Origin of the sequence: Glycomyces luteolus, from assembly GCF_027622875.1 — a bacterium.
GTDB lineage: Bacteria > Actinomycetota > Actinomycetes > Mycobacteriales > Micromonosporaceae > Glycomyces > Glycomyces luteolus.
Genome location: NZ_JAPZVP010000005.1, coordinates 19,369 through 39,283 on the forward strand (window position 1 = coordinate 19,369; position 19,915 = coordinate 39,283).

General features: G+C 69.8%; 13 protein-coding genes. 4 read left to right on the plus strand and 9 right to left on the minus strand.

What is annotated here, in order from left to right; genetic code table 11:
• Positions 1 to 137: 137 nt before the first annotated feature.
• From O1R50_RS07345 to O1R50_RS07370, 6 genes are all read right to left on the minus strand, one after another.
• The gene (locus O1R50_RS07345) at positions 138 to 560 is read right to left on the minus strand and encodes a phosphatase domain-containing protein (protein ID WP_270109266.1); all 423 of its coding nucleotides are present in this window, start codon (positions 558 to 560) and stop codon (positions 138 to 140) included.
• A gap of 34 nt (positions 561 to 594) precedes the next feature.
• Positions 595 to 1,248 (minus strand): nucleoside/nucleotide kinase family protein, encoded by a 654-nt coding sequence (locus O1R50_RS07350; RefSeq protein WP_270109267.1) that lies wholly within the window; start codon positions 1,246 to 1,248, stop codon positions 595 to 597.
• Positions 1,249 to 2,715: 1,467 nt separating this feature from the next.
• Positions 2,716 to 3,456, minus strand: a complete 741-nt coding sequence (gene narI / locus O1R50_RS07355) for a respiratory nitrate reductase subunit gamma (RefSeq protein WP_270109268.1) — start codon at positions 3,454 to 3,456, stop codon at positions 2,716 to 2,718.
• Positions 3,453 to 4,085 carry a nitrate reductase molybdenum cofactor assembly chaperone gene (narJ, locus tag O1R50_RS07360; RefSeq protein WP_270109269.1) on the minus strand — a complete coding sequence of 211 codons (633 nt, stop codon included), beginning with the start codon at positions 4,083 to 4,085 and terminating at the stop codon, positions 3,453 to 3,455. The genes narI and narJ overlap by 4 nt, the downstream gene beginning before the upstream one ends.
• Positions 4,082 to 5,806, minus strand: a complete 1,725-nt coding sequence (gene narH / locus O1R50_RS07365) for a nitrate reductase subunit beta (RefSeq protein ID WP_270109270.1) — start codon at positions 5,804 to 5,806, stop codon at positions 4,082 to 4,084. Before narH ends, narJ begins: the two co-directional genes overlap by 4 nt.
• Complete coding sequence (locus tag O1R50_RS07370) at positions 5,806 to 9,489, minus strand: nitrate reductase subunit alpha (protein ID WP_270109271.1); 3,684 nt, start codon at positions 9,487 to 9,489, stop codon at positions 5,806 to 5,808. Before O1R50_RS07370 ends, narH begins: the two co-directional genes overlap by 1 nt.
• Before the next feature lie 191 nt (positions 9,490 to 9,680).
• On the opposite strand from O1R50_RS07370, the gene O1R50_RS07375 reads away from it, so the two are divergent.
• From O1R50_RS07375 to O1R50_RS07385, 3 genes are all read left to right on the plus strand, one after another.
• Positions 9,681 to 10,904, plus strand: a complete 1,224-nt coding sequence (locus O1R50_RS07375) for a nitrate/nitrite transporter (RefSeq protein WP_270109272.1) — start codon at positions 9,681 to 9,683, stop codon at positions 10,902 to 10,904.
• A gap of 67 nt (positions 10,905 to 10,971) precedes the next feature.
• Positions 10,972 to 11,841: an ABC transporter ATP-binding protein gene (locus O1R50_RS07380; RefSeq protein ID WP_270109273.1), complete on the plus strand. Its 870-nt coding sequence runs from the start codon at positions 10,972 to 10,974 to the stop codon at positions 11,839 to 11,841.
• Positions 11,838 to 13,025: an ABC transporter permease gene (locus O1R50_RS07385; protein ID WP_270109274.1), complete on the plus strand. Its 1,188-nt coding sequence runs from the start codon at positions 11,838 to 11,840 to the stop codon at positions 13,023 to 13,025. Before O1R50_RS07380 ends, O1R50_RS07385 begins: the two co-directional genes overlap by 4 nt.
• Positions 13,026 to 13,096: 71 nt before the next feature.
• Here O1R50_RS07385 and O1R50_RS07390 read toward each other — a convergent pair whose 3' ends face one another.
• From O1R50_RS07390 to O1R50_RS07400, 3 genes are all read right to left on the minus strand, one after another.
• Positions 13,097 to 14,464: an NCS2 family permease gene (locus O1R50_RS07390; protein WP_270109275.1), complete on the minus strand. Its 1,368-nt coding sequence runs from the start codon at positions 14,462 to 14,464 to the stop codon at positions 13,097 to 13,099.
• 434 nt (positions 14,465 to 14,898) lie between these two features.
• Positions 14,899 to 15,942 carry an LPXTG cell wall anchor domain-containing protein gene (locus O1R50_RS07395; protein ID WP_270109276.1) on the minus strand — a complete coding sequence of 348 codons (1,044 nt, stop codon included), beginning with the start codon at positions 15,940 to 15,942 and terminating at the stop codon, positions 14,899 to 14,901.
• Positions 15,943 to 16,328: 386 nt separating this feature from the next.
• Positions 16,329 to 17,018, minus strand: a complete 690-nt coding sequence (locus tag O1R50_RS07400; protein ID WP_270109277.1) for a hypothetical protein — start codon at positions 17,016 to 17,018, stop codon at positions 16,329 to 16,331.
• Positions 17,019 to 17,549: 531 nt separating this feature from the next.
• On the opposite strand from O1R50_RS07400, the gene O1R50_RS07405 reads away from it, so the two are divergent.
• On the plus strand, positions 17,550 to 19,844 hold the full coding sequence (locus O1R50_RS07405; RefSeq protein ID WP_270109278.1) for a glycosyl hydrolase family 95 catalytic domain-containing protein: 2,295 nt from the start codon (positions 17,550 to 17,552) through the stop codon (positions 19,842 to 19,844).
• The last annotated feature ends 71 nt before the right edge of the window (positions 19,845 to 19,915 follow it).

Here is a 19,915-nt window from a genome sequence, read left to right on the forward strand (position 1 = left end):
CCTCAGGCTCGACGGGCGGCGGGTCGGCCCCATTGTCCCGCGATCCCGCGCGATCGGGATCATTCGGCGGATTCCCACCGACGGGGCCCGCAATCCCCCATACGCGAATCGCTCGCTCCGGCGAGGGTCGGTCGGGGTCAGAAGTCGCCGTATGCGACCTGCAGACAGGTCAGGCCGAGCTCTTCTCGCCACATGCGCACGACCTGGTCCCGGTCGTCGAGTACACAGAGGACATTGCGGTGGGCGAGGTGCGCGTCGTAGAGCTCGCGTTTGACGGTCGAGTCGCGGCGGCCGTCCCCGGCCTTGCGCATGTACAGCTCGACATCGGCCAGGCCGACGTGCAGTTTGAGCCACGTGAGCGTCTCGGTGCGGCACACTTCGTCGCGGCCCGAGAGGAACACGATCTTGTGCCCCGCCTCGGCCAGCGCCTGGACGACGGCGATGACCGCCGGGTTCGGCGCGTCCTCGCCGACCCGGCGGAAATTGAACGGCGACCGGGGCTTCTCGCCGAGGCGGAGCGCTACGGTCCCGTCGATGTCGACGATGACGACCTGGGGCATGGGGTTCCTTCCAAGGGGATTCAGCTGGGCCGCTTCACGAAAGCCCGAATCGCCCGCTCACGCGCCGGATCGACCCGCCTTCGCCCGCGGCCGAGTCGACTGTAATCGCCTGGAGGCCGAGTTCGCGAGTCTCGGCGCGGAGGTGCTCGACGAAGTACCGCTCACGCGCGGCGAGGTTGCGGGCGGCGCGCTCGGGGTCGCTGGTCTGCTGGATGAAGCCGGGCCGGTCGGTCGCCTTCGCCCGCCTGTCGACCGCGTACGCGCGGAAGTCAGGGGTCGGCAGCAGCCACACTGCTCGGTTCCGGTCGGCGAGCAGGGGCGCTACGAGCGCGGGCAGGAGCCGGAAGCCTTCGACCACGATGCCCTGATCCGGGGGCATGGCGAGCAGGTCTTCGACGATGAGGTGGAAGCCTTCGCCCCTGAACCAGTGGAAGGTCTCGTACATGACCTCGGGCGAGCGGAGCATCCAGCGCTCGTCCATGGTCATCGCCATGAAGTCGTGGAGGTGCGGCGCTTCGACGGCGGTGGTCCGCCGCGCGTGGTCCTGCATGGACTCGTCGGTGCCGCAGTATCGCAGGTCGTGCCGCTCGGCCAAGGCCCTTGCGATGGTGGACTTCCCGGCCCCGCTCCCGCCGCCGATCCAGTACACGTGCCGCAGCCGCGCGCGGACCTCCCGATCGTTCGCCATTCGCGCGCCCCTTCCGAATCGGTGACCCGTGCATGATCCCTTACCTCGGTAAGATCGGCAGCATCCGCCCAAGACTGAAAGTGCCTGCCTTGGGATCCCCTCGTCGCTTGGCCGCTGCCTCGGCCGCGGTCACCCGATTCGGGGGTCTCTCGGAAGTCCGAAACTCCCATCACCGCTGATTCCACTTCCATGGGCAGGCGGTGCGCGGACGGCGTTGGAGTGGTGACGGTTGAATTCGGTTGCGGTTCAGGCGGGCGGCGACGAAGCGGTGGGATTCGGGGTGGGGTTGGTTGGCGGGTGGCGGGTGTGGTGTGGGCGGCGGGCGACACCCCCGGCTGCGGGGGTCGGCGCGGTCTGTTCCTTTGGCGTGCAGGCAGCCTGGGGCGAAACATGAGGACCCTCTATCCCTGTAGGTGATGACAGTCGGGACTGTGCGAGGGATGATTGAGGTACGCACAGGGATACGGAAAACGTACAGGTGGCGAGTAGGTGCAAGCAGACTACGACAAGCCTCTGGCCGAAACCCAAACCGGACCGATTCCGAGCCGACGCTCCTTCTCAGGGCGTCGCGCTCAATCCCCGCGTGCTATCGGGATCCACAGCGGACCACGACCCTCCCTTGGGGCGTGCTGGGTGGGAGATCGCCGGTCGGGATCACCTCGACCGGAGGCAGTGTCCAGAACGAGGCACATCAGAGCAAGACCCGCCGGCGCGGGCGGCAATGCCAGACCAGGCAATTGAGGACCTGGCTCGGCAACGCCACACGCACAGCGGCACCGTCCTCCCGCACTCGCATCAGCTTGGTGCGCGCGGGAAGGACCATCTCGGCCGGTACACCACGGTGTGCCCCGGATGCATGACCCCGCACCTGAGTTCATGGTGCGCGGGGAGCCGACGCCACCGCCCTGGAGCCGGGGTGTCCTCTGGGAGGCAACCTTCCGAGAGCGGACGCGCAGGGACAGCGGCCAAGAAGGAGAAGGCGCATGAGACACGCGACACCAGCTCGATCTTCAACACCCCGAAGAAGCTCTCGGCCATCGCGTTGTCCCAGCACACCCCTGTCCTGCCAACGAATTTGCGCAGGCCATAGCGGCGGCAGTAAGCGGCGAACGCCTCGGAAGTGGTCGGTTACGCGCTCGGCGAGCACTTCCGGACCGGGTCGTCGGGGACTTCGCCTGAGCGGGGTCGGTGAGGTTGCGGTGCTTCGCCTTCGGCTGGCACGAGACCGGGCTGGCCCCCCTCATACTGCAACCTCTATGACGGCGACGCCCCGGGGTCTCCACTCAGCTCTTCTTCGCTGCCCGCCTGAAGCTCGCCCGAAACGGGGCCCGGCCCCGGCGTCACGCCCCGACTCTCGTTCAGCTCATTCGTCGCTGACTGCCCGAACTCCAACCGAGAGCCGGTCCCGCCTTCACAACGCGACTCCGAGTGACCCGAAGAAGACCGTCCCCCGAAGCGGGGAACGATCTAGGACCAGCCCCGGCGGACCGGCCTGGTCAGGGGCTTGTAGTCGTCGCGGGAGCGGTAGACGACGTAGGGGCGGAAAAGGTACCAGACGGGGGCGCTGAATGCGTGGACGAGCCTCGTGAAGGGGAAGAGCGCGAAGAGGACCAGGCCGATGAGCACGTGGACCTTGAAGGCGTTCGAGGCCGCGGCCATGGCGGCGACGTCGGGTTGGAGGATCCAGATGCTCCTGAACCAGGGCGAGACGGTCTCGCGGTAGTCGACCTCGTGCCCGCCGGTGAGGCCGGCGACGGCGGAGAGCAGGGTCGTGGTCAGGCCCGCGAGGATGGCGGCGACCAGGACGAGGTACATGACCTTGTCGTTCACGGTGGTGGCGCTGAAGACCGGGCCGGTGGTCCGGCGGCGCCAGATGAGCAGGGCGATGCCGCCGAGGGTGGTCACACCCGCGATGGCGCCCAAGGACAGTGCGGCCACGTGGTACATGTCGTCGGTGATGCCGACGGCGTCCGTCCAGGTCTCGGGGATCAGGAGGCCGACGACGTGGCCGATGATCACCACCAGCAGTCCGAAATGGAATACGGGGCTGGCGATGCGCAGGAGCCGGGACTCGTAGAGCTGGGAGGAGCGGGTGGTCCAGCCGAAGCGGTCGTAGCGGTAGCGCCAGACCGTGCCGCCGATCAGGATCGCGAGCACGACGTAGGGCAGTGCGCCCCACAGCATGTAGTCGAGGGCGGTCGCGCTCATCGCTCGGCTCCCATCGCGGCCGGCATGCCGAGCGGCACCGCGCCAGTGCCGTAGGGGTCGAGGCCTACGTCTTCGACCGGTGGTCCGGCGGCGGCCATGCGCGTGGCCTCGCGGCGGGCTTCGTCGGAGGGCGGGAGGGTTGCGGCCACGGCGTCCAAGACAGCGGCGTAGGCGCTCCCGCAGTCGTGGAGGGCGGCGCGGAGCAGCTCGATGCCGGGCTGGAAGGCCTCGAGGAGCCGCTGTCCTTGGGCGGCATCGCCTCTGGCCGCGAATTCAAGGACCACCGCCAGGTGGTCGGGGAGTTCGCCGGGGTCGAGGTGCCATCCGCAGGCCGCATAGATCTCCTTGATCCGGGCCAGCGCGTGGCCGCGTCGTCGAGTGTCGCCGTCGGTGTAGTACGTGAGGTGCAGCGCCCTGCGGCGCTTGAGGTCGAAGGTGCGCACGTATGCAGCGCCGAGTTCGAGGTCGGTCTTGCCGTCCGCGTACGCGCAGAACGCGGTGAGGGCTTCGCGGGCCTCGCCCGGTCCGGTCTCGGCGACGGCGGCCCGCACCAGCGGGAGGCGTTCGTAGAAGCCGCGGTCGGGGTAGCAGAGCAGCATCGCCGCGGCTTGGCGGATCACCGCGTTCATTTCGCCTCCTCGCTCTGGGTGCCCGTGAGGTACGTGCTGTCCGGGGTGCTCTTCTGGCCCCGTTCCGGGAACAAGCCGGGCGGGCGGCCCTTGCCGTCCCAGTTGAGGAGGTTGAGGCGCCGGGCCGGGCCGGAGTGGCCGTCGCTGGTCTGGCGGTCGCGGAGGGCGTGGAAGGTCTCGACGCTCGCGGGCTGCGGCCGCCCGGAGGCCTCGCCGAAGGGGACCTGGCCGCCCATGCCGCCCATGCCCGGGCCGCCTTCGAAGTCCAGGGAGCAGCCGATCTCCTCGATGACGCCTCGGTCGGCCTCGTCGACGCCGTACGCGGTGGGGATGACGTACCGGTCGTCGTATTTGGCGAGGGCGAGGAGGCGGTACATCGCCTCGATGTCGTCGCCGGTGAGGTCGACGGCGGCGGCGATGGACTCGTCGCGTTCCTCGCCGAGGTTGATGCGGCGCATATAGGAGCGCATCGCGGCGAGCTTCGCGAGGACCTGCTTGACCGGTTCGACGTCGCCCGCGGTGAACAGCTCGGCGAGGTATTCGGCCGGGATGCGGAGCGTGTCGATAGCGGCGAACAGGTTGCCGGCGTCCTCGCCGTCGTGGCCGGTCTCGCTGAGCGCGTCGACGACGGGCGAGAGCGGCGGGATGTACCAGACCATGGGCATGGTCCGGTATTCCGGATGCAGCGGCAGGGCGACGCGGAACCGCTTGGCCAGCATGTATATCGGCGATCGGCGGGCCGAGTCGATCCAGCGCCTCGGGATGCCGTCGCGGAGGGCGGCGATCTGGACGGCGGGGTCGTCGGGGTCGAGGAAGGTGTCGAGCTGGGCCGCGTAGAGGGCCTGCTCGTCCTTGACGGCGGCGGCCCGGCCGACGCGCTCGACGTCGTAGAGGATGACGCCGAGGTAGCGGAGGCGCCCGACGCAGGTCTCGGAGCAGACCGTGGGCATGCCGACCTCGACTCGCGGGTAGCAGAGCGTGCACTTCTCGGCCTTGCCGGTCTTGTGGTTGAAGTACACCTTCTTGTAGGGGCAGCCGGTGACGCACATGCGCCAGCCGCGGCACTTGTCCTGGTCCACGAGCACGATGCCGTCCTCGGCGCGCTTGTACATCGCTCCGGAGGGGCAGGAGGCGACGCAGCTGGGGTTGAGGCAGTGCTCGCAGATGCGCGGCAGGTAGAACATGAAGCTCTGCTCGTACTGGAACTTCACCTTGTCGCCGATCTTCTGCACGATCGGGTCCTGGGAGCCGAGCTCCTCGCCGCCCGCGAGGTCGTCGTCCCAGTTGGCGCTCCACTTGATCTGCATCGGGTCTCCGGTGATGAGCGAACGCGGCCGCGCGCCGGGCATGTCGTCGCCGAGCGGCGCGGAGACGAGGTGCTCGTAGTCGTAGGTCCAGGGCTCGTAGTAGTCCTGGATGGACGGCATCTCGAGGTTGGCGAAGATCGTGGCGAGCTTCTTGAGGCGGCCGCCCGCGCGGGGCTTCAACCTGCCTGCGGCCGTGCGCTTCCACCCGCCCTGCCAGCGCTCCTGGTCCTCGTGGCGGCGCGGGTAGCCCTGGCCGGGGCGGGTCTCGACGTTGTTGAACCACGCGTATTCGACGCCGGAGCGGTTGGTCCAGGCCTGCTTGCAGGTGACGGAGCAGGTGTGGCAGCCGATGCACTTGTCGAGGTTCATGACCATGGCGACCTGCGCCATGACCTTGCCGATGCGCTGGCTCATCAGTACTGGACCTCCGTGGTGCGCTTGCGGACGACGGTGACCTCGTCGCGCTGGTTGCCGGTGGGGCCGATGTAGTTGAACGCGTATGAGAACTGGGCGTATCCGCCGATGAGGTGGGTGGGTTTGACGAGGAGGCGGGTGAGGGAGTTGTGGATGCCGCCGCGCTTGCCGGTGGTCTCGGTCTTCGGGACGTCGACCACGCGCTCCTGCGCGTGGTACATGTAGACGGTCCCCTGCGGCATGCGGTGCGAGACGACCAGTCGGGCGGCGACGACGCCGTTGCGGTTGACCGCTTCGACCCAGTCGTTGTCCTCGGCGCCGATGGCCTCGGCGTCCTGCGGGCTCATCCAGATGTTGGGGCCCCCGCGCGAGAGGGTGAGCATGAGCAGGTTGTCCTGGTATTCGGAGTGGATGGACCACTTGGAATGCGGGGTGAGGTACCGGACCGCGACGGCCCGCTCCCCCGTCGGCCCGACCTCGGGCTCCCCGAACAGCTGGTGCATGTTGAGCGGCGGACGGTAGACGGGCAGGGCCTCGCCGAACTCGTGCATCCAGTCGTGGTCGAGGTAGCAGTGCATCCTGCCGGTGAGGGTGTGCCAGGGCTTGTCGTGCTCGAGGTTGATGGTGAACGGCGAGTAGCGGCGGTCGTGCGCCTCCTTGCCGGACCATTCGGGGCTGGCGCCGACGGGGGTGGGGCCGTGCTGGGTGTCGGCGAAGACGACGCGGCGCTCGAGCGAGGTGTGGACGAGTTCGTCGAAGTCGGTGCCGACGCGGGCGGCGAGGCGCTGGAAGCCCTGGGCGGCAAGGCGCCCGTTGCTGGTGCCGGAGAGGGCGAGGATCGTCTCGCAGACTTTGACGTCGGTGTCGAGGAGCGGCCTGCCCGCGGCGGGCGCTTCGGCGGAGGTGCCGCAGCGTCCGGCGAGCCAGTCGATCTCGACGTCGGGCGTGAACGAGACGCCTTTGACGGGGAGGCCCATGGTCTCGGCGAGCGGGCCGAGGGCCTGCATCTTGGCGGCGACGGCCGGGTAGTCGCGTTCGACGCTGATGATCGCGGGCGCGGTCTTGCCGGGGACGGGCGGGATGCCCGCCGCTTTCCAGTCGGGGGCGATGCCGCCGGGCTGGGCGAGTTCCCCTGGTGTGTCGTGCTGGTGCGGGGCGGCGACCAGGTCGGTGGCGGTGCCGAGGTGGTCTTCGGCGAGTTCGGAGAAGCGGCGGGCGAGGGCCTGGAAGGACTCGAAGTCGGTGCGGGCCTGCCAGGGCGGGTCGATCGCGGGAGAGAAGGCGTGCACGAACGGATGCATGTCCGTTGTGGACAGGTCGTGCTTCTCGTACCAGGTGGCGGCCGGGAGCACGATGTCGGAAAGGAGCGTCGTGCTGGTCATGCGGAAGTCGAGCGAGAGGAGGAGGTCGAGTTTCCCTCGGGGCGCTTGGCCGTGCCAGACGACGTCGGCCGGGCGGTCCTTCGGTCCGGCCTCCTCGCCCTGCACCGAGTGCTGGGTGCCGAGCAGGTGCTTGAGGAAGTACTCGTCGCCTTTCGCGCTGGAGCCGAACAGGTTCGCGCGCCAGACGGTGAGGACGCGCGGCCAGTTCTCGGGCGCGTCCGGATCCTCGCACGCGAAGCGCAGGTCGCCGGAGGCGAGTTCGCGGGCGACGTAGTCGGCCGGCTCGAGCCCGGCCTCGCGCGCCTCCTGCGCGATGAGCAGGGGGTTGCGGTTGAACGTGGGGTACGACGGCATCCAGCCCATGCGGGCTGAGGCGGCCACGAGGTCGGCGGTGTGGGTGGCGGCGAGATCGCCTGGGCCGGTGGCCGATGTGAGGGCGTCCGACTTGTAGGTGTCGTAGCGCCACTGGTCGGTGTGCAGGTACCAGTACGGAGTCGCGGCCATGAACCGCGCGGGCCGGGTCCAGTCCATCGCCGATGCGTAAGCGGCCCAACCGGTCTGGGTGCGGCATTTCTCCTGGCCGACGTAGTGCGCCCAGCCGCCGCCGTTCTTCCCCTGGCAGCCGGTGAGCAGCAGCAGGGTCAGGAACGCGCGGTACATCGTGTCGCCGTGGAACCACTGGTTCGTGCCCGCTCCGAGCACGATCATCGCGCGCCCGCCCGAATCCCTGGCGGTGGCGGCGAACTCGCGGGCGATGCGGATGGTCCGGTCGGCCTTCACCGAGGTGATCGACTCGGACCAGGCGGGCGTGCACGGCTCGGCGGCGTCGTCGTATCCGGTGGGCCACCGGCCCGGCAGGCCCGGCCGGGCCACTCCGTACTGGGCGAGCAGGAGGTCGAACACGGTGGTCGCCAGGCGGCCCTCGACCCTGCGGACCGGGACGCCCCGCAGGGAGAAGCCGCCGTCACGGTCGTCGGAAGCACCGTCGAAGCGCGGCAAGGCGATCGCCTCAACCTCGCATCCCTCTTCGTAGCAGCTGAGCAGCGGCTCGGCGCCTTCGAGGTCGAGGTTCCAGTTGCCCGGCCGCTCCTCGTCCCAGCGGTGTCCGAGGGTGCCGTGCGGGGCGCGGGCCCCGCCGCTGCGCCCGTCGATGAAGACCGGCTTCCATTCGGCGTACGGCTCCTCCCCGGGCAGGGCGTCGCGGCGGAGGAACTTGCCCGGCACCAGTTTCCCGCCGCGCTCGACGAGCTCGACCAGGAACGGCAGGTCGGTGTACTTGCGCACGTAAGCGTCGAAGGCCTCCGTGCGCTCGTCCACGAAGTGCTCCTTGAGGATCACGTGGCCCATCGCCATCGCCAGCGCGCCATCGGTCCCCGGGTGCGGGGCGAGCCATTCGTCGGCGAACTTCGCGGCGTCGTTGTAGTCGGGCGCGACGGTGACGACCTTCTGGCCCCGGTAGCGGGCCTCGGCCATCCAGTGCGCGTCCGGGGTGCGGGTGACGGGCACGTTGGAGCCCCAGAGCATGAGGTACGCGGCGTCCCACCAGTCCCCGGACTCGGGCACGTCGGTCTGGTCGCCGAAGACCTGCGGGGACGCGACCGGCAGGTCGGCGTACCAGTCGTAGAACGACAGCATCGAGCCGCCGAGGAGGTTCACGAACCGCGCCCCGACGCCGTGCGAGACCTGCGACATCGCGGGGATCGGGCTGAACCCGGCGATGCGGTCGGGGCCGTACGCGCCGATGGTGTGGACGTGCGCGGCGGCGGCGATCTCGACCGCCTCGTCCCAGGTGATGCGCACCAGGCCGCCCTTGCCGCGCGCGGACTGGTAGCGGCGGCGCTTTCCGGGGTCGGTGGTGATCTCGGCCCACGCGGCGACCGGGTCGCCAAGGCGCGCTTTGGCTTCGCGGAACATCTCGACGAGGACGCCGCGGCCGTACGGGTAGCGCACGCGGGTCGGCGAGTAGGTGTACCAGGAGAAGGCGGCGCCGCGGGGGCAGCCGCGCGGCTCGTACTCGGGGCGGTCGGGGCCGACCGAGGGGTAGTCGGTCGCCTGGGTCTCCCAGGTGATGATGCCGTCCTTGACGTAGACGTTCCACGAGCAGGAGCCGGTGCAGTTGACGCCGTGGGTGGAGCGCACGACCTTGTCGTGGCTCCAGCGGTCGCGGTAGAACACGTCGCCTTCGCGGCCGCCCTCCTTGAACACCACCCGCATGTCCTCTGTGGATTCGGAGCGGGTGAGGTAGACGCCTGTGCGCAGGAGGAGATCGGCGGCGGAGGCGGCCTCGTCGGTTCGCGGCATGCGACTGGCTCCCATCGGACGGCTGGCTGACCCCTGAATCGAAGCAGGCGCCCGCTGCCCAGATTAGGGTCTTTGGTCCCGTCAAAGAGGACTAATCGGCATACTGTCGAAGGACCCGATACCCGGTCCCGCGCACCGCAGACCCTGGGAGTGCTGCGGCGGTGAACGATCCGCCGCGACGAGGAGGCCAGATGGGAACCGCCACCGCCGACCAGTCCACCGCCGTGCAGCGCGGGGCCGGGCGCAACCTGGCCCTCGCCACCGCCGCCTTCGCTCTGACGTTCTGGGCGTGGAACCTCATCGGCCCGCTCTCGAAGACCTACGCCGACCGGCTCGACCTCGACCCGACGCAGGTCTCGGTCCTCGTCGCGTTCCCCGTGCTGGTGGGCGCGGTCGGGCGCATCCCGGCGGGCATCCTCACCGACAAGCTCGGCGGGCGGGTCATGCTCACCGCCTCCTGCTTCGTCGCCGTCGTCCCGGTGCTCCTCGTGGGCCTCTCCGGCAACTCCTATGCGGCCCTGCTGGTCTCGGGCTTCCTCCTCGGCATCGCCGGGACCTCGTTCGCCGTCGGCATCCCCTTCGTCAACGCCTGGTACCCGCCCGCGAAGCGCGGCTTCGCGACCGGGATCTTCGGCGCGGGCATGGGCGGCACCGCGCTCTCGGCGTTCCTCACCCCGCGGCTCGTCGACGGCATGGGGCTCTTGGCGACGCACCTGCTCATGTGCGCCGCGCTCGCCGCCATGGGCATGGTCACCTGGACGCTCGCGCGCAACGCCCCGCTGTGGCGGGCCTCGACCGAGCCCGCGCTACCGCGACTGAAAGCCGTCATGAAGCTCAAGGTCACCTGGCAGATGTCGCTGCTGTACGCCGTCGCGTTCGGCGGCTTCGTGGCCTTCTCGACCTACCTGCCGACGATGCTGGTCGCCCAGTACGACCTCGCGCAGACCGAGGCGGGACTGCGCACCGCCGGATTCAGCCTCGCCGCCGTCATCGCGCGGCCGGCCGGCGGCATCCTCTCGGACAAGGTCGGGCCGCTCAAGGTCTGCGTCACCGCGTTCTTCGGCGCCGCGGTCATGGCCGTCGTCCTCGCGTTCGAACCGCCCCTGGAGATCCCGGCCGGGACCTCGTTCGTCCTCATGGCCCTGTTCCTCGGCCTCGGCACCGGCGGCGTGTTCGCGCTCGTCGCCGAACTCGTCGACCCCGCCCGCGTCGGCGGCGTCACCGGCATCGTGGGGGCGGCGGGCGGCCTCGGGGGGTACTTCCCGCCGCTCATCATGGGCACGAACTACCAGGCCAACGGCGACTACACGATCGGCCTGCTGCTGCTCTCGGTCACCGCGCTCCTGGTCGGGCTGTTCACGGTGAAGACGTTCCGGATGGTCCCGAAGCCGACCCCGATTACTCCTCGCGAATGAACGCGGCCGGGCCGGAATCCCTCTCAAGGCGGAGGATCCGGCCCGATCCGCGTCCTAATGTGAAGCCATGCTCGAAATCAAGGACCTGCACAAGCGGTTCGGCGACACCGTTGCCCTCGAAGGAGTGTCGCTCACCGCCGCCCCCGGGGAAGTGGTCGGGTTCGTCGGCGCGAACGGCGCCGGGAAGACCACCACGATGCGCATCGCCATGGGCGTCCTCGCCGCCGACAGCGGTCAGATCGTCTACAACGGCGCCCCGCTCGACGTCGCCGCACGGCGCCGGTTCGGCTACATGCCTTCCGAAAGGGGCCTCTACCCCAAGATGAAGACCGCCGAGCAGATCGCCTACTTCGGTGAACTGCACGGCATGAGCCGCGCCGAGGCCAAACGCGCCGCCGCCGCCCTCTTGGAGCAGCTCAACCTCACCGAGCGCTCCGGCGACTTCGTGCAGGACCTCTCGCTCGGCAACCAGCAGCGCGTCCAACTCGCCGTCTCGCTCGTGCACGACCCCGAGGCGCTCATCCTCGACGAGCCGTTCTCCGGCCTCGACCCGCTCGCCGTCGACGTCATGGGCACCGCCCTCAAGGACCGCGCCGCGAACGGCGCTCCGGTCATCTTCTCCAGCCACCAGCTCGACCTCATCGAGCGGCTCTGCGACTCCGTGGTCATCATCGGCAACGGGAAGATCATCGCCGCCGGGTCCGTGGAAGCGCTGAAAGCCAAGGAGGTCAAGCAGCTGCGCGTGAGCGTCCAGACCCCCCAGGACCTCACGGAATCCCTCCCCGGCACCGTCACCCGCGACGGCGACGACTACCTCGTCGAGGACGCCGACGACCAGGAGGTCCTGCGCATCGCCGCCGCCGCCGGGCGAGTCACCCACTTCGCCTACGACCAGCCCACCATCGCCGAGATCTTCAGAGAGGCCGTGACCCGATGAGCTCTCCGACTCCCGAGACCTCGCGGATGCGCGGGCTGATGCTCGTGGCCGGACGCGAGATCCGCGTCCGCGGTCTCTCCAAGGCCAACCTCGTCAGCCTCATCGTCACCGTCGTCATCGTCGGCGTGCTCGCCGCACTGCCCACGATCCTCGGCGGCGGCGAGGACGAAGCCGAGACGATCGGCCTCGCCGGAACCAACGCGGCCGCGATGGAAAGCCAGCTCAAAGCCGCGGGCGGCTTCGACATCACCATGTACGACTCCGCTGGCGAGGCCGAGCAGGCCGTCGAGGACGGCGATGTCGACACCGCCGTCGCCGACGGCACCCTCTACAGCGAGGAGAACCCCGACCAGGGCCTCCAGACCCGGCTCGACGCCGCCTGGCAGGCCGCCGCCGTCCAGACCAGCCTCGCCGAGGCCGGACTCAGCGACGCCGAGATCGCCGCCGCGCTCACGCCGCGGCCGCTGGCGACCGTCACCCTCGCCGAAGGCGAGACCGACCCGGTCACCAGCTACTTCACCGGCCTCGTCATCTCCATCATCATGTTCATGATGCTCATGACCCCCGTCCAGTACATCGCCATGGGCGTCGTCGAGGAGAAGTCCAGCCGCATCGTCGAAATCCTCCTCACCAGCCTCAAGCCCTGGCAGCTGCTGGGAGGCAAGGTGATCGGACTCGGCGTGATCTCCCTGGTCAACCTCGTCGCGATGGTCGCGGTCGGCCTCGGCGTCTCCGCCGCCACCGGTGTGCTCGCCGACCTGCCGCCGGGCACCGCCTCCGCGGCGATCTCCACCATCGGCTGGTGGCTCATCGCCCTCGTTCTCTTCGGGACGCTCGCGGGCGGCGTCGGCTCGCTCGTCTCCCGCCAGGAGGAGTCCGGGTCGGTCCTGACTCCGCTCATCATGTCGCTCACCTTGAGCTACATCGGCGCGATCTTCACACTGAACGCGCCCACGAGCACCTTCGCGCAGGTCCTGTCGATCGTGCCGCCGTTCTCCGCGATCACCATGCCCACCCGCATGGCCATCACCACGGTCCCGGCCTGGGAGATCGCGCTCTCGATCGCGCTCCTCGTGCTCGCGGCGGCCGGGGCGCTCGCGCTCGGCGCGCAACTGTACAAGCGCAGCGTGCTGTACACCGGCTCGCGCCTGAAGCTGAGCGAGGCACTGCGCCGCACGGCGTAAGCGACGAAAAGAGGGCCCGGGAACTGCTCCCGGGCCCTTTTCGCTTGTCCTGCTTACTCAGTCGGGCGGAGCTATTCGGTCAGGAAGAGGAAGTACCCGATCGATGCGAGCATGAGCACCCACGCGATCGGGTGCACCTCGCGCCAGCGTCCCTTGGCGGCCATCATGACCGGGAAGAACACCAGGCCCATCGCGATGCCGTTCGAGATCGAGTAGGTCAGCGGCATGACGGCCACGATGAGGAACGCCGGAATCGCGTACTCCAGCTCGTCCCAGACGATCTGGCCGAGCGCCTTCGCCATGAGCACGCCCACGACGATGAGCGCGGGCGCGGTCACCTCGGGGTTGTTGGCGACCAGGCCGAACACCGGGAACGCCACCAGCGACACGAGGAACCAGAACCCGGTCGTCACCGCCGTGAGGCCGGTGCGGCCGCCGACCGAGACGCCCGCCGTCGACTCGATGTACGCCGTCGTGGTCGAGGTGCCGAGCACCGCGCCCGCCGAGGTCGCGATCGAGTCGGTGGCGAGGGCGCGGCCCGCGCGCGGCAGCTTGCCGTCCTTGACGAGCCCGGCCTGGCCGGCCACCGCGAAGAGGGTGCCGGCGGTGTCGAAGAAGTCCACGAACAGCATGGTCAGGATGACCGCGATCATGTGGACGGTGAACGCGTCCTCGAAGCCGGTGAAGGCCGCGCCGAACGAGTCGAGGTTCGGGGTGAAGCCCTCGGCGAGCTTCAGGTCGATGACGCCGGTGGCGATGCCGAGGCCGAGCGTCGCGAGCATCCCGTAGAAGACGCCGCCCTTCCAGCCCATGACCATGAACACCGCGGTCACGATCAGGCCGAACACGGTGAGCAGCACGGGACCGGAGGTGAAGTCGCCGATCGTGACCAGCGTGGCCGGGGAGTCGACGACGATGCCGCCGCCCTTGAGGCCGATGAACGCGATGAACAGGCCGATGCCCGCCCCGACCGCGAGCTTCAGCTGCGCCGGGATCGCGTTCACGATCGCCTCGCGCGCACCGGTGACGGCGAGGATGAAGAACAGCACGCCCGAGACGAGCGTGCCGGTCAGGGCCGTCTGCCACGGGATGCCGAGCGTGAGGACCACGGTGAACGCGAAGAACGCGTTCAGGCCCATGCCCGGAGCGGTGGCGATCGGGTAGCGGGCCCACAGGCCCATGACGAGGCAGCCGAGCGCGGAGGCCAGCGCGGTCGCGGTGAAGACCGCGCCCGGGTTGGGCGCGTCGACCCCTGCCGCGGAGAGATCGAAGCTGAGGATGCCGGGGTTGACGGCGAGGATGTACGCCATCGCCAGGAAGGTCGTGGTCCCGGCGAGGACCTCGCGCTTCCAGTTGGTCTTGTTCTCGGTCATGCCGAAGAACTTGTCGACGCTGCCGACCGGCGGCGCGTCCTTCTTCTCTGTGGCGTCAGTGGCCATGTGGCGGGCACTCCTGTGCGGGCGCGGGTGCGATGCCGGGCAGCTGGCACCTCGGGAAACAGGGTAACGGGGCAGGTCTGAACCTGCCGGTAATGTACCGGCTCCGCCAATTGAAGGAAAGTGTTCGGGTCCCGCGAATGTGAGTTTTACGCGCCCGATATGACGTGGAAAACAAGCGACGCCCCGGAGCCAAGGGGGGGACGGCTCCGGGGCGTCGACTTAGGGTCGAGCCCCCGGTGGCAGGATTCCGGGGGCTCGACAAGGACCGCACCGTCAAGCAGCGGGCGGTAGTCGAAGGGCCTCTACCCGACGAATCGGGCTTCCTGCCTTGAGACAACTGCTAAACGCGATGGCGGCTCAAGCGGTTGCATAACAGTTGGGTAACGGACCGGGCTTCGACGCGGGACCCCCGCGGGTCTCGCGCCGACCCCAGGTCACGCGCCCTCGGCGTCCTCGGCGCGGCGGCGCATGAGCACGAGAAGGACGATGCCCCCAACGAGCAGCGCGCCCGCGCCGGCGAGGAAGTAGGTCAGCGACGAGCCGGTGGTGGGCAGCTGGCTCCCGGCCGGGGACGTCGAAGCCTGGGCCGGAGTGGAGCTCGACGGCACTTCGGAGGACGGTGCAGCTGAACTGGACTCGGCCGGGCTGGACTCGGCAGGGCTGGATTCGGCCGGGGAGGTGCTGGACTCGGACTCCGAGGTGGGCGCGTCCGAGGTCGGCGTGTCCGAGGTGGGGGCGTCGGACGTCGGTGCGTCCGAAGTCGGCGCGTCGGAGGTCGGGGCGTCGGACGTGGGCGCGTCGGAGGTCGGGGCGTCGCTCGTCGGCGCGTCGGAGGTCGGCGCATCCGAGGTCGGCGCGTCAGATGTCGGAGCGTCGGAGGTCGGCGCATCGCTCGTGGGCGCATCCGAAGTCGGCGCATCCGAAGTCGGGGCGTCGGTGGTGGGCTCCTCCTCCGCCTCACCCGGGCAGGTGTGGGTGACGTGGAAGGTCTCCCCCTCTTCCCCGTTCTTCACCTCGGCCCAGGCGTCGACGAGGATCCAGCCCGCCGGCACGCCCACGTAGGCGCGCTTGGCGCTGCCGCTGTTCCCGGCCGTGACGACCGCGGCCTGCTCGGTGTGCTCGTCGCCGTCCTCGTCCTCGAACACGGCCGTGACCGAGATGAACTCGTCGCCGGCGTTGTTGGGGAGCACGAAGACCCAGCCGTCGTAGTCGGCGGGCTTGTCGCCGGGGATCTGGTTGGCCTCGCCGCAGATCTGCGGGAACTGGTCGGACTCAGCGAACTGGCCAGTGTGCGCGTCTTTGAGTTCAAGGGTGACGGTGGTGTCGGTGTCTTCGTCACCGCCGCCACCGCCATTGCCGCCACCACCGCCGCCGCCCTGGCCGGCGAAGGCGGGGATGCCGATCGCGAGCGCGGTCGCTCCGGCGAGGCCTGCGGCTCCGAGGATGCCGAGGCGCTTCTGGCGTCGTGTGAGGTTCATGGGTTCGCTCTCCGTGATGGGTGGCCGGAGCAATCGAAAGTGCCGGTTCGATAACGCCTGTGCGCAACAAATGTCCGGTTCGGACGGACCGGGTACGCCGGACCGGGAAGTGGGCATTGCATTCACGCCCGCGCCGGGTGCGACGTTGCGTCGCGTTCGGCTGATAACGGCATCAGCCGAACGGTTGACCTGCGTAAACGGGATGAACTCGGGCGGACGCGACGACGCCCCCGAGACCGGTCTCGGGGGCGTCGTCAGGGCCTTGCGGGCCGGGCTGTGGGGACCCGGGCAGTCGTGACCCCTTGGCGGACTTGCCGGTTCGTGCACCGACCGCTGGTCCTCACCAGATCGGTGCGCCTCCGGTCAACGTGCTGCCAATCGGCGGACTACCAGTCCTGCGCCTCGCGGCGGCGGCGCTGGATCATGTACAGCGCGGCGCCGCCGGCGGCGAGCGCAGCGGCAGAGACCAGGGCGATCGTCAGCGGGGTGCCGGTGACGGGCAGGTTCGAGCCGGCCGGGGAGGTCGAGGCCTCGCCGGGGGTCGAGGACTCCTCGCCCGGGGGCGAGGGCTCCTCGCCCGGGGAGGACGGCTCTTCACCGGGGCTGCTGGGCTCTTCTTCGCCCGGCGTGCCGGGGCAGGTGTGGGTCACGTTGAAGAACTTGCTGTCGCCCTCGATGACGGCCGACGCTTCCTTGATCGTCCAGCCCGCGGGCGTGATGATGTAGGCGTGCTTGAGGTTGCCGCTGCCACCGGTGGTGACGACGGTGCCCTCTTCGGCGTGCTCGCCGCCGTCCTCGTCCAGGAAGGTCACCGAGACCGAGATGAAGATGTCGTTGCCGCCGGGGAGCACGAAGACCCAGCCGTCTTCGTCCGCGCCGAGGTCGTCGGGGAGCTGGCTGTCGCTGCCGCATCCCTCTTCGAAGTAGGTGGCGGGCTTGCCGACGTGGTCTTCGTTGATGGGGACGGTCAGATCGGCCGCCTGTGCGGGCGAGCCCAGCGCGAGGGCGCCGAGGAGGCCCAGCGCGACCGCGAGTCGAAGACCCTTGCGGGGCGCGAGGGATTGCTTGAGTTCCACTTGAGTTGCTCTCCGTTTTTCATCTGCCATGGGAGCGAATGTGCCGGATTCGTGATGGGCATTTGCATAACGCGCACGGAGAACGCGAGGTTGCAGCACATTCTGGTAACGGAGGGCAGCCGAACGGGGAGGCGGACACGGCAGTGCCCCCGCGGGAAGGCCGCGGGGGCACTGGCTGCCGTGGTCGGCACCGGAGGCGATCAGCCGCCTCGGTGCCGCGAAACGCTAACGCGGGGCTGGGTCCCGCCGCTCGGGTTGCCGGGACACGTGTGCACCGCGGAGCCTGCGAGTGCGCCGGCGGTGGCGAGTGCGAATCCGGATGCGGTCCTGCTGAGCTGTTTCGATTTCATAACGGGGACCATGAATGCTCGCCCGGCAGTCAGAGTCTAAAAAGGACGAAATCGCCGCCGAGTCCCCTGCTCCGCGTGCGCTATAGCGAGACCGTTTCCCGGGCGGGGACGGAAAAGGATCGGGCGGACCGGCCGGGCCGCGCTCCGGCTCTCGGCAGAAAGATCCTATAGGATCGTGCTCATGTCTGCAGCATTGAAGCTCACGTATGACACCGCCCCCGGCGCCTGGCACGAGGGCCTTCCCATCGGGGAGGGCCGCATCGGCGCGATGCTGTGGGGCCCCCGCATCGAACTCAACGAGGACGAGTTCTGGGCGGGCGACGGCTCCTGGAGCGTCCCCGAAGGCGCCGAAGGCCTCGCGGCCCAGGCCGCCGAAGCGGTCCGCCGCGGCGACTACTTCGCCGCCGACCAGCTCGTGACCGGCATGACCGGCAAAGAGGCCGACGCCTACCAGCCCGCCGGGGCCTTCGTCGTGACCCACTCCGGCGACACCGAGTCGGACTCGGCGACGCTTGCGAGCCGTCCATCGGCGGAGTGGCGCGAACTCGACCTGCGCGACGGCGTCGCCACGATCGTGCGCGGCCGCGTCGCCCACCGGGCCTTCGCCTCCGCCGCCTACCAGGTCATCGCCCTGCGCTGGACCGCCGACGAGGCATTCGACCTCGAACTGCGCTTCGAGTGGCCCCACGAAGGCGGCACCGCCGCTGCGGGCGCCACCGAATTCGACTTCACCGGCATCGCGCCGGTCAGCGTCGTCGGCGGCAACCCCGACTACTCCAAGACCGAAGGCGTGCGTCGGCTCGGCCTCAACGCCCAGGTGCGCTGCGACGGCGACATCGCCGAAACCGAAGGCGGCCACCGCATCCAGGGCGCCCGCAGCGTCGAGGTCTACATCGGCCTCCGCTCCGAATTCGACGAGCAGACCGCGCTCGACGCGGCCCGCGACGACGCCCGCGGGGCCGCGGCCGCAGGCTGGGCCGCCGTTCTGGACACCCACGTCGCCGCGCACCGCGAGATCATGGACCGCGTCAGCCTCGACCTCCGTCCGCAGTCCCCTGCGGACGACGCGACGACCGCTGAGCGCCTGCGCCGCCGCGCCGCCGGCGGCCACGACGAAGACCTCGCCGTGCTCGCCTTCCAATTCGGCCGATACCTCCTCATCGGCTCCTCGCGGCCCGGCACCCAGCCCGCGAACCTGCAGGGCATCTGGAATCACCAGGTCACCCCGCCGTGGAACTGCGACTACACCACGAACATCAACGTGGAGATGAACTACTGGCCCGCCGAGACCTGCGCGCTCCCGGAGTTCCACGAGCCGCTCTTCGGCCTCGTCGGCGACCTCGCGCGCACCGGCGTGGAGACCGCGCGCCGCCTCTACGACGCGGGCGGCTGGTGCTGCCACCACAACACCGACTACTGGCGCATCACGACACCGGTGCAGCAGCGGGCATGCTGGCAGAACTGGCCCATGGCCGGCCTGTGGCTCTCCATGCACCTCGCCGAGCGCTGGCGCTTCTCCCGCGACGAGGAGTTCCTCGCCGACCACCTGCCGATCGCCCTGGGCGCGGCCCGGTTCGCGTTCGACCGCCTCTCCGAAGGCAAGGACGGCACGCTCGTCACCAGCCCGGCCACCAGCCCCGAGAACGAGTTCGTCACCCCCGAAGGGAACTCGGCGGTCGACGAGACCACCGGGATGGACTCGACCCTCGTGCGCGAGCTCTTCGCGTTCATCCTCGAAGCCGCCGACGTGGTCGCCGAGATCCTCCACGGCGAGGACCTCCAGCTCGTCAAGGGCATCAAAGAGGCCATGCCGCGCCTCGCCGGGCCGAAGATCGGCGCCGACGGGCGCCTCCTCGAATGGGCCGACGAGCGAGAGGAGTCCGAGCCGCACCACCGGCACGTCTCGCACCTGTACGGGGTCTACCCCGGCGACTCCTTCGCGGACTCGCCGGAACTGCTCGACGCCGCAAGGCGAAGCCTCGAAGCGCGCGGCGACGCGGGCACCGGCTGGTCGCTGGCGTGGAAGACCGCGCTGTGGGCCCGGCTCGGCGACGGCGACCGCGCGCACCGCCTGCTCGGGGAGTTCCTCACGCCGGTGGGCTTCCGCGGCGAAGGCGCCGAGTACGCGGACGGCGGGGTCTACGCCTCGCTGCTGTGCGCGCACCCGCCGTTCCAGATCGACGGGAACTTCGGGACCACCGCCGCGATCGCGGAAATGCTCGTGCAATCGCACCGCACCGAGGAGGGCGTCCCCGTACTCGACCTGCTGCCGGCACTGCCGAGCGCCTGGCCCGACGGCGAGGTGAGCGGACTGCGCGCCAGGGGTGCCGTGACCATACGCCGCTTGCGTTGGACCGCAGGGGAAGTCACCGAGTTGGAGCTCGAGGCGTCCGCGCAGGCGCGGGTGCGGGTGGCCGTGCCGGGCGCCGAGGTCCGCGAGGTGCGACTGCGCGCAGGGGAGCGCTGGAGCCTGTAGTGGCGAAGGGGGCGGCCGGGACCCCCCACAGGGGATCCCGGCCGTTGGGTATGAACAGTATGTAGATCCAG

Coding starts and splice junctions, on each gene's coding strand:
- O1R50_RS07370 (WP_270109271.1), bottom strand. CDS start 9,489: ATGCCGCGAACCGACGAGGCCGCCTCCGCCGCCGATCTCCTCCTGCGC.
- narJ (WP_270109269.1), bottom strand. CDS start 4,085: ATGAACGCGGTGATCCGCCAAGCCGCGGCGATGCTGCTCTGCTACCCC.
- O1R50_RS07390 (WP_270109275.1), bottom strand. CDS start 14,464: ATGGCCACTGACGCCACAGAGAAGAAGGACGCGCCGCCGGTCGGCAGC.
- narI (WP_270109268.1), bottom strand. CDS start 3,456: ATGAGCGCGACCGCCCTCGACTACATGCTGTGGGGCGCACTGCCCTAC.
- narH (WP_270109270.1), bottom strand. CDS start 5,806: ATGAGCCAGCGCATCGGCAAGGTCATGGCGCAGGTCGCCATGGTCATG.
- O1R50_RS07385 (WP_270109274.1), top strand. CDS start 11,838: ATGAGCTCTCCGACTCCCGAGACCTCGCGGATGCGCGGGCTGATGCTC.
- O1R50_RS07350 (WP_270109267.1), bottom strand. CDS start 1,248: ATGGCGAACGATCGGGAGGTCCGCGCGCGGCTGCGGCACGTGTACTGG.
- O1R50_RS07345 (WP_270109266.1), bottom strand. CDS start 560: ATGCCCCAGGTCGTCATCGTCGACATCGACGGGACCGTAGCGCTCCGC.
- O1R50_RS07395 (WP_270109276.1), bottom strand. CDS start 15,942: ATGAACCTCACACGACGCCAGAAGCGCCTCGGCATCCTCGGAGCCGCA.
- O1R50_RS07375 (WP_270109272.1), top strand. CDS start 9,681: ATGGGAACCGCCACCGCCGACCAGTCCACCGCCGTGCAGCGCGGGGCC.
- O1R50_RS07405 (WP_270109278.1), top strand. CDS start 17,550: ATGTCTGCAGCATTGAAGCTCACGTATGACACCGCCCCCGGCGCCTGG.
- O1R50_RS07380 (WP_270109273.1), top strand. CDS start 10,972: ATGCTCGAAATCAAGGACCTGCACAAGCGGTTCGGCGACACCGTTGCC.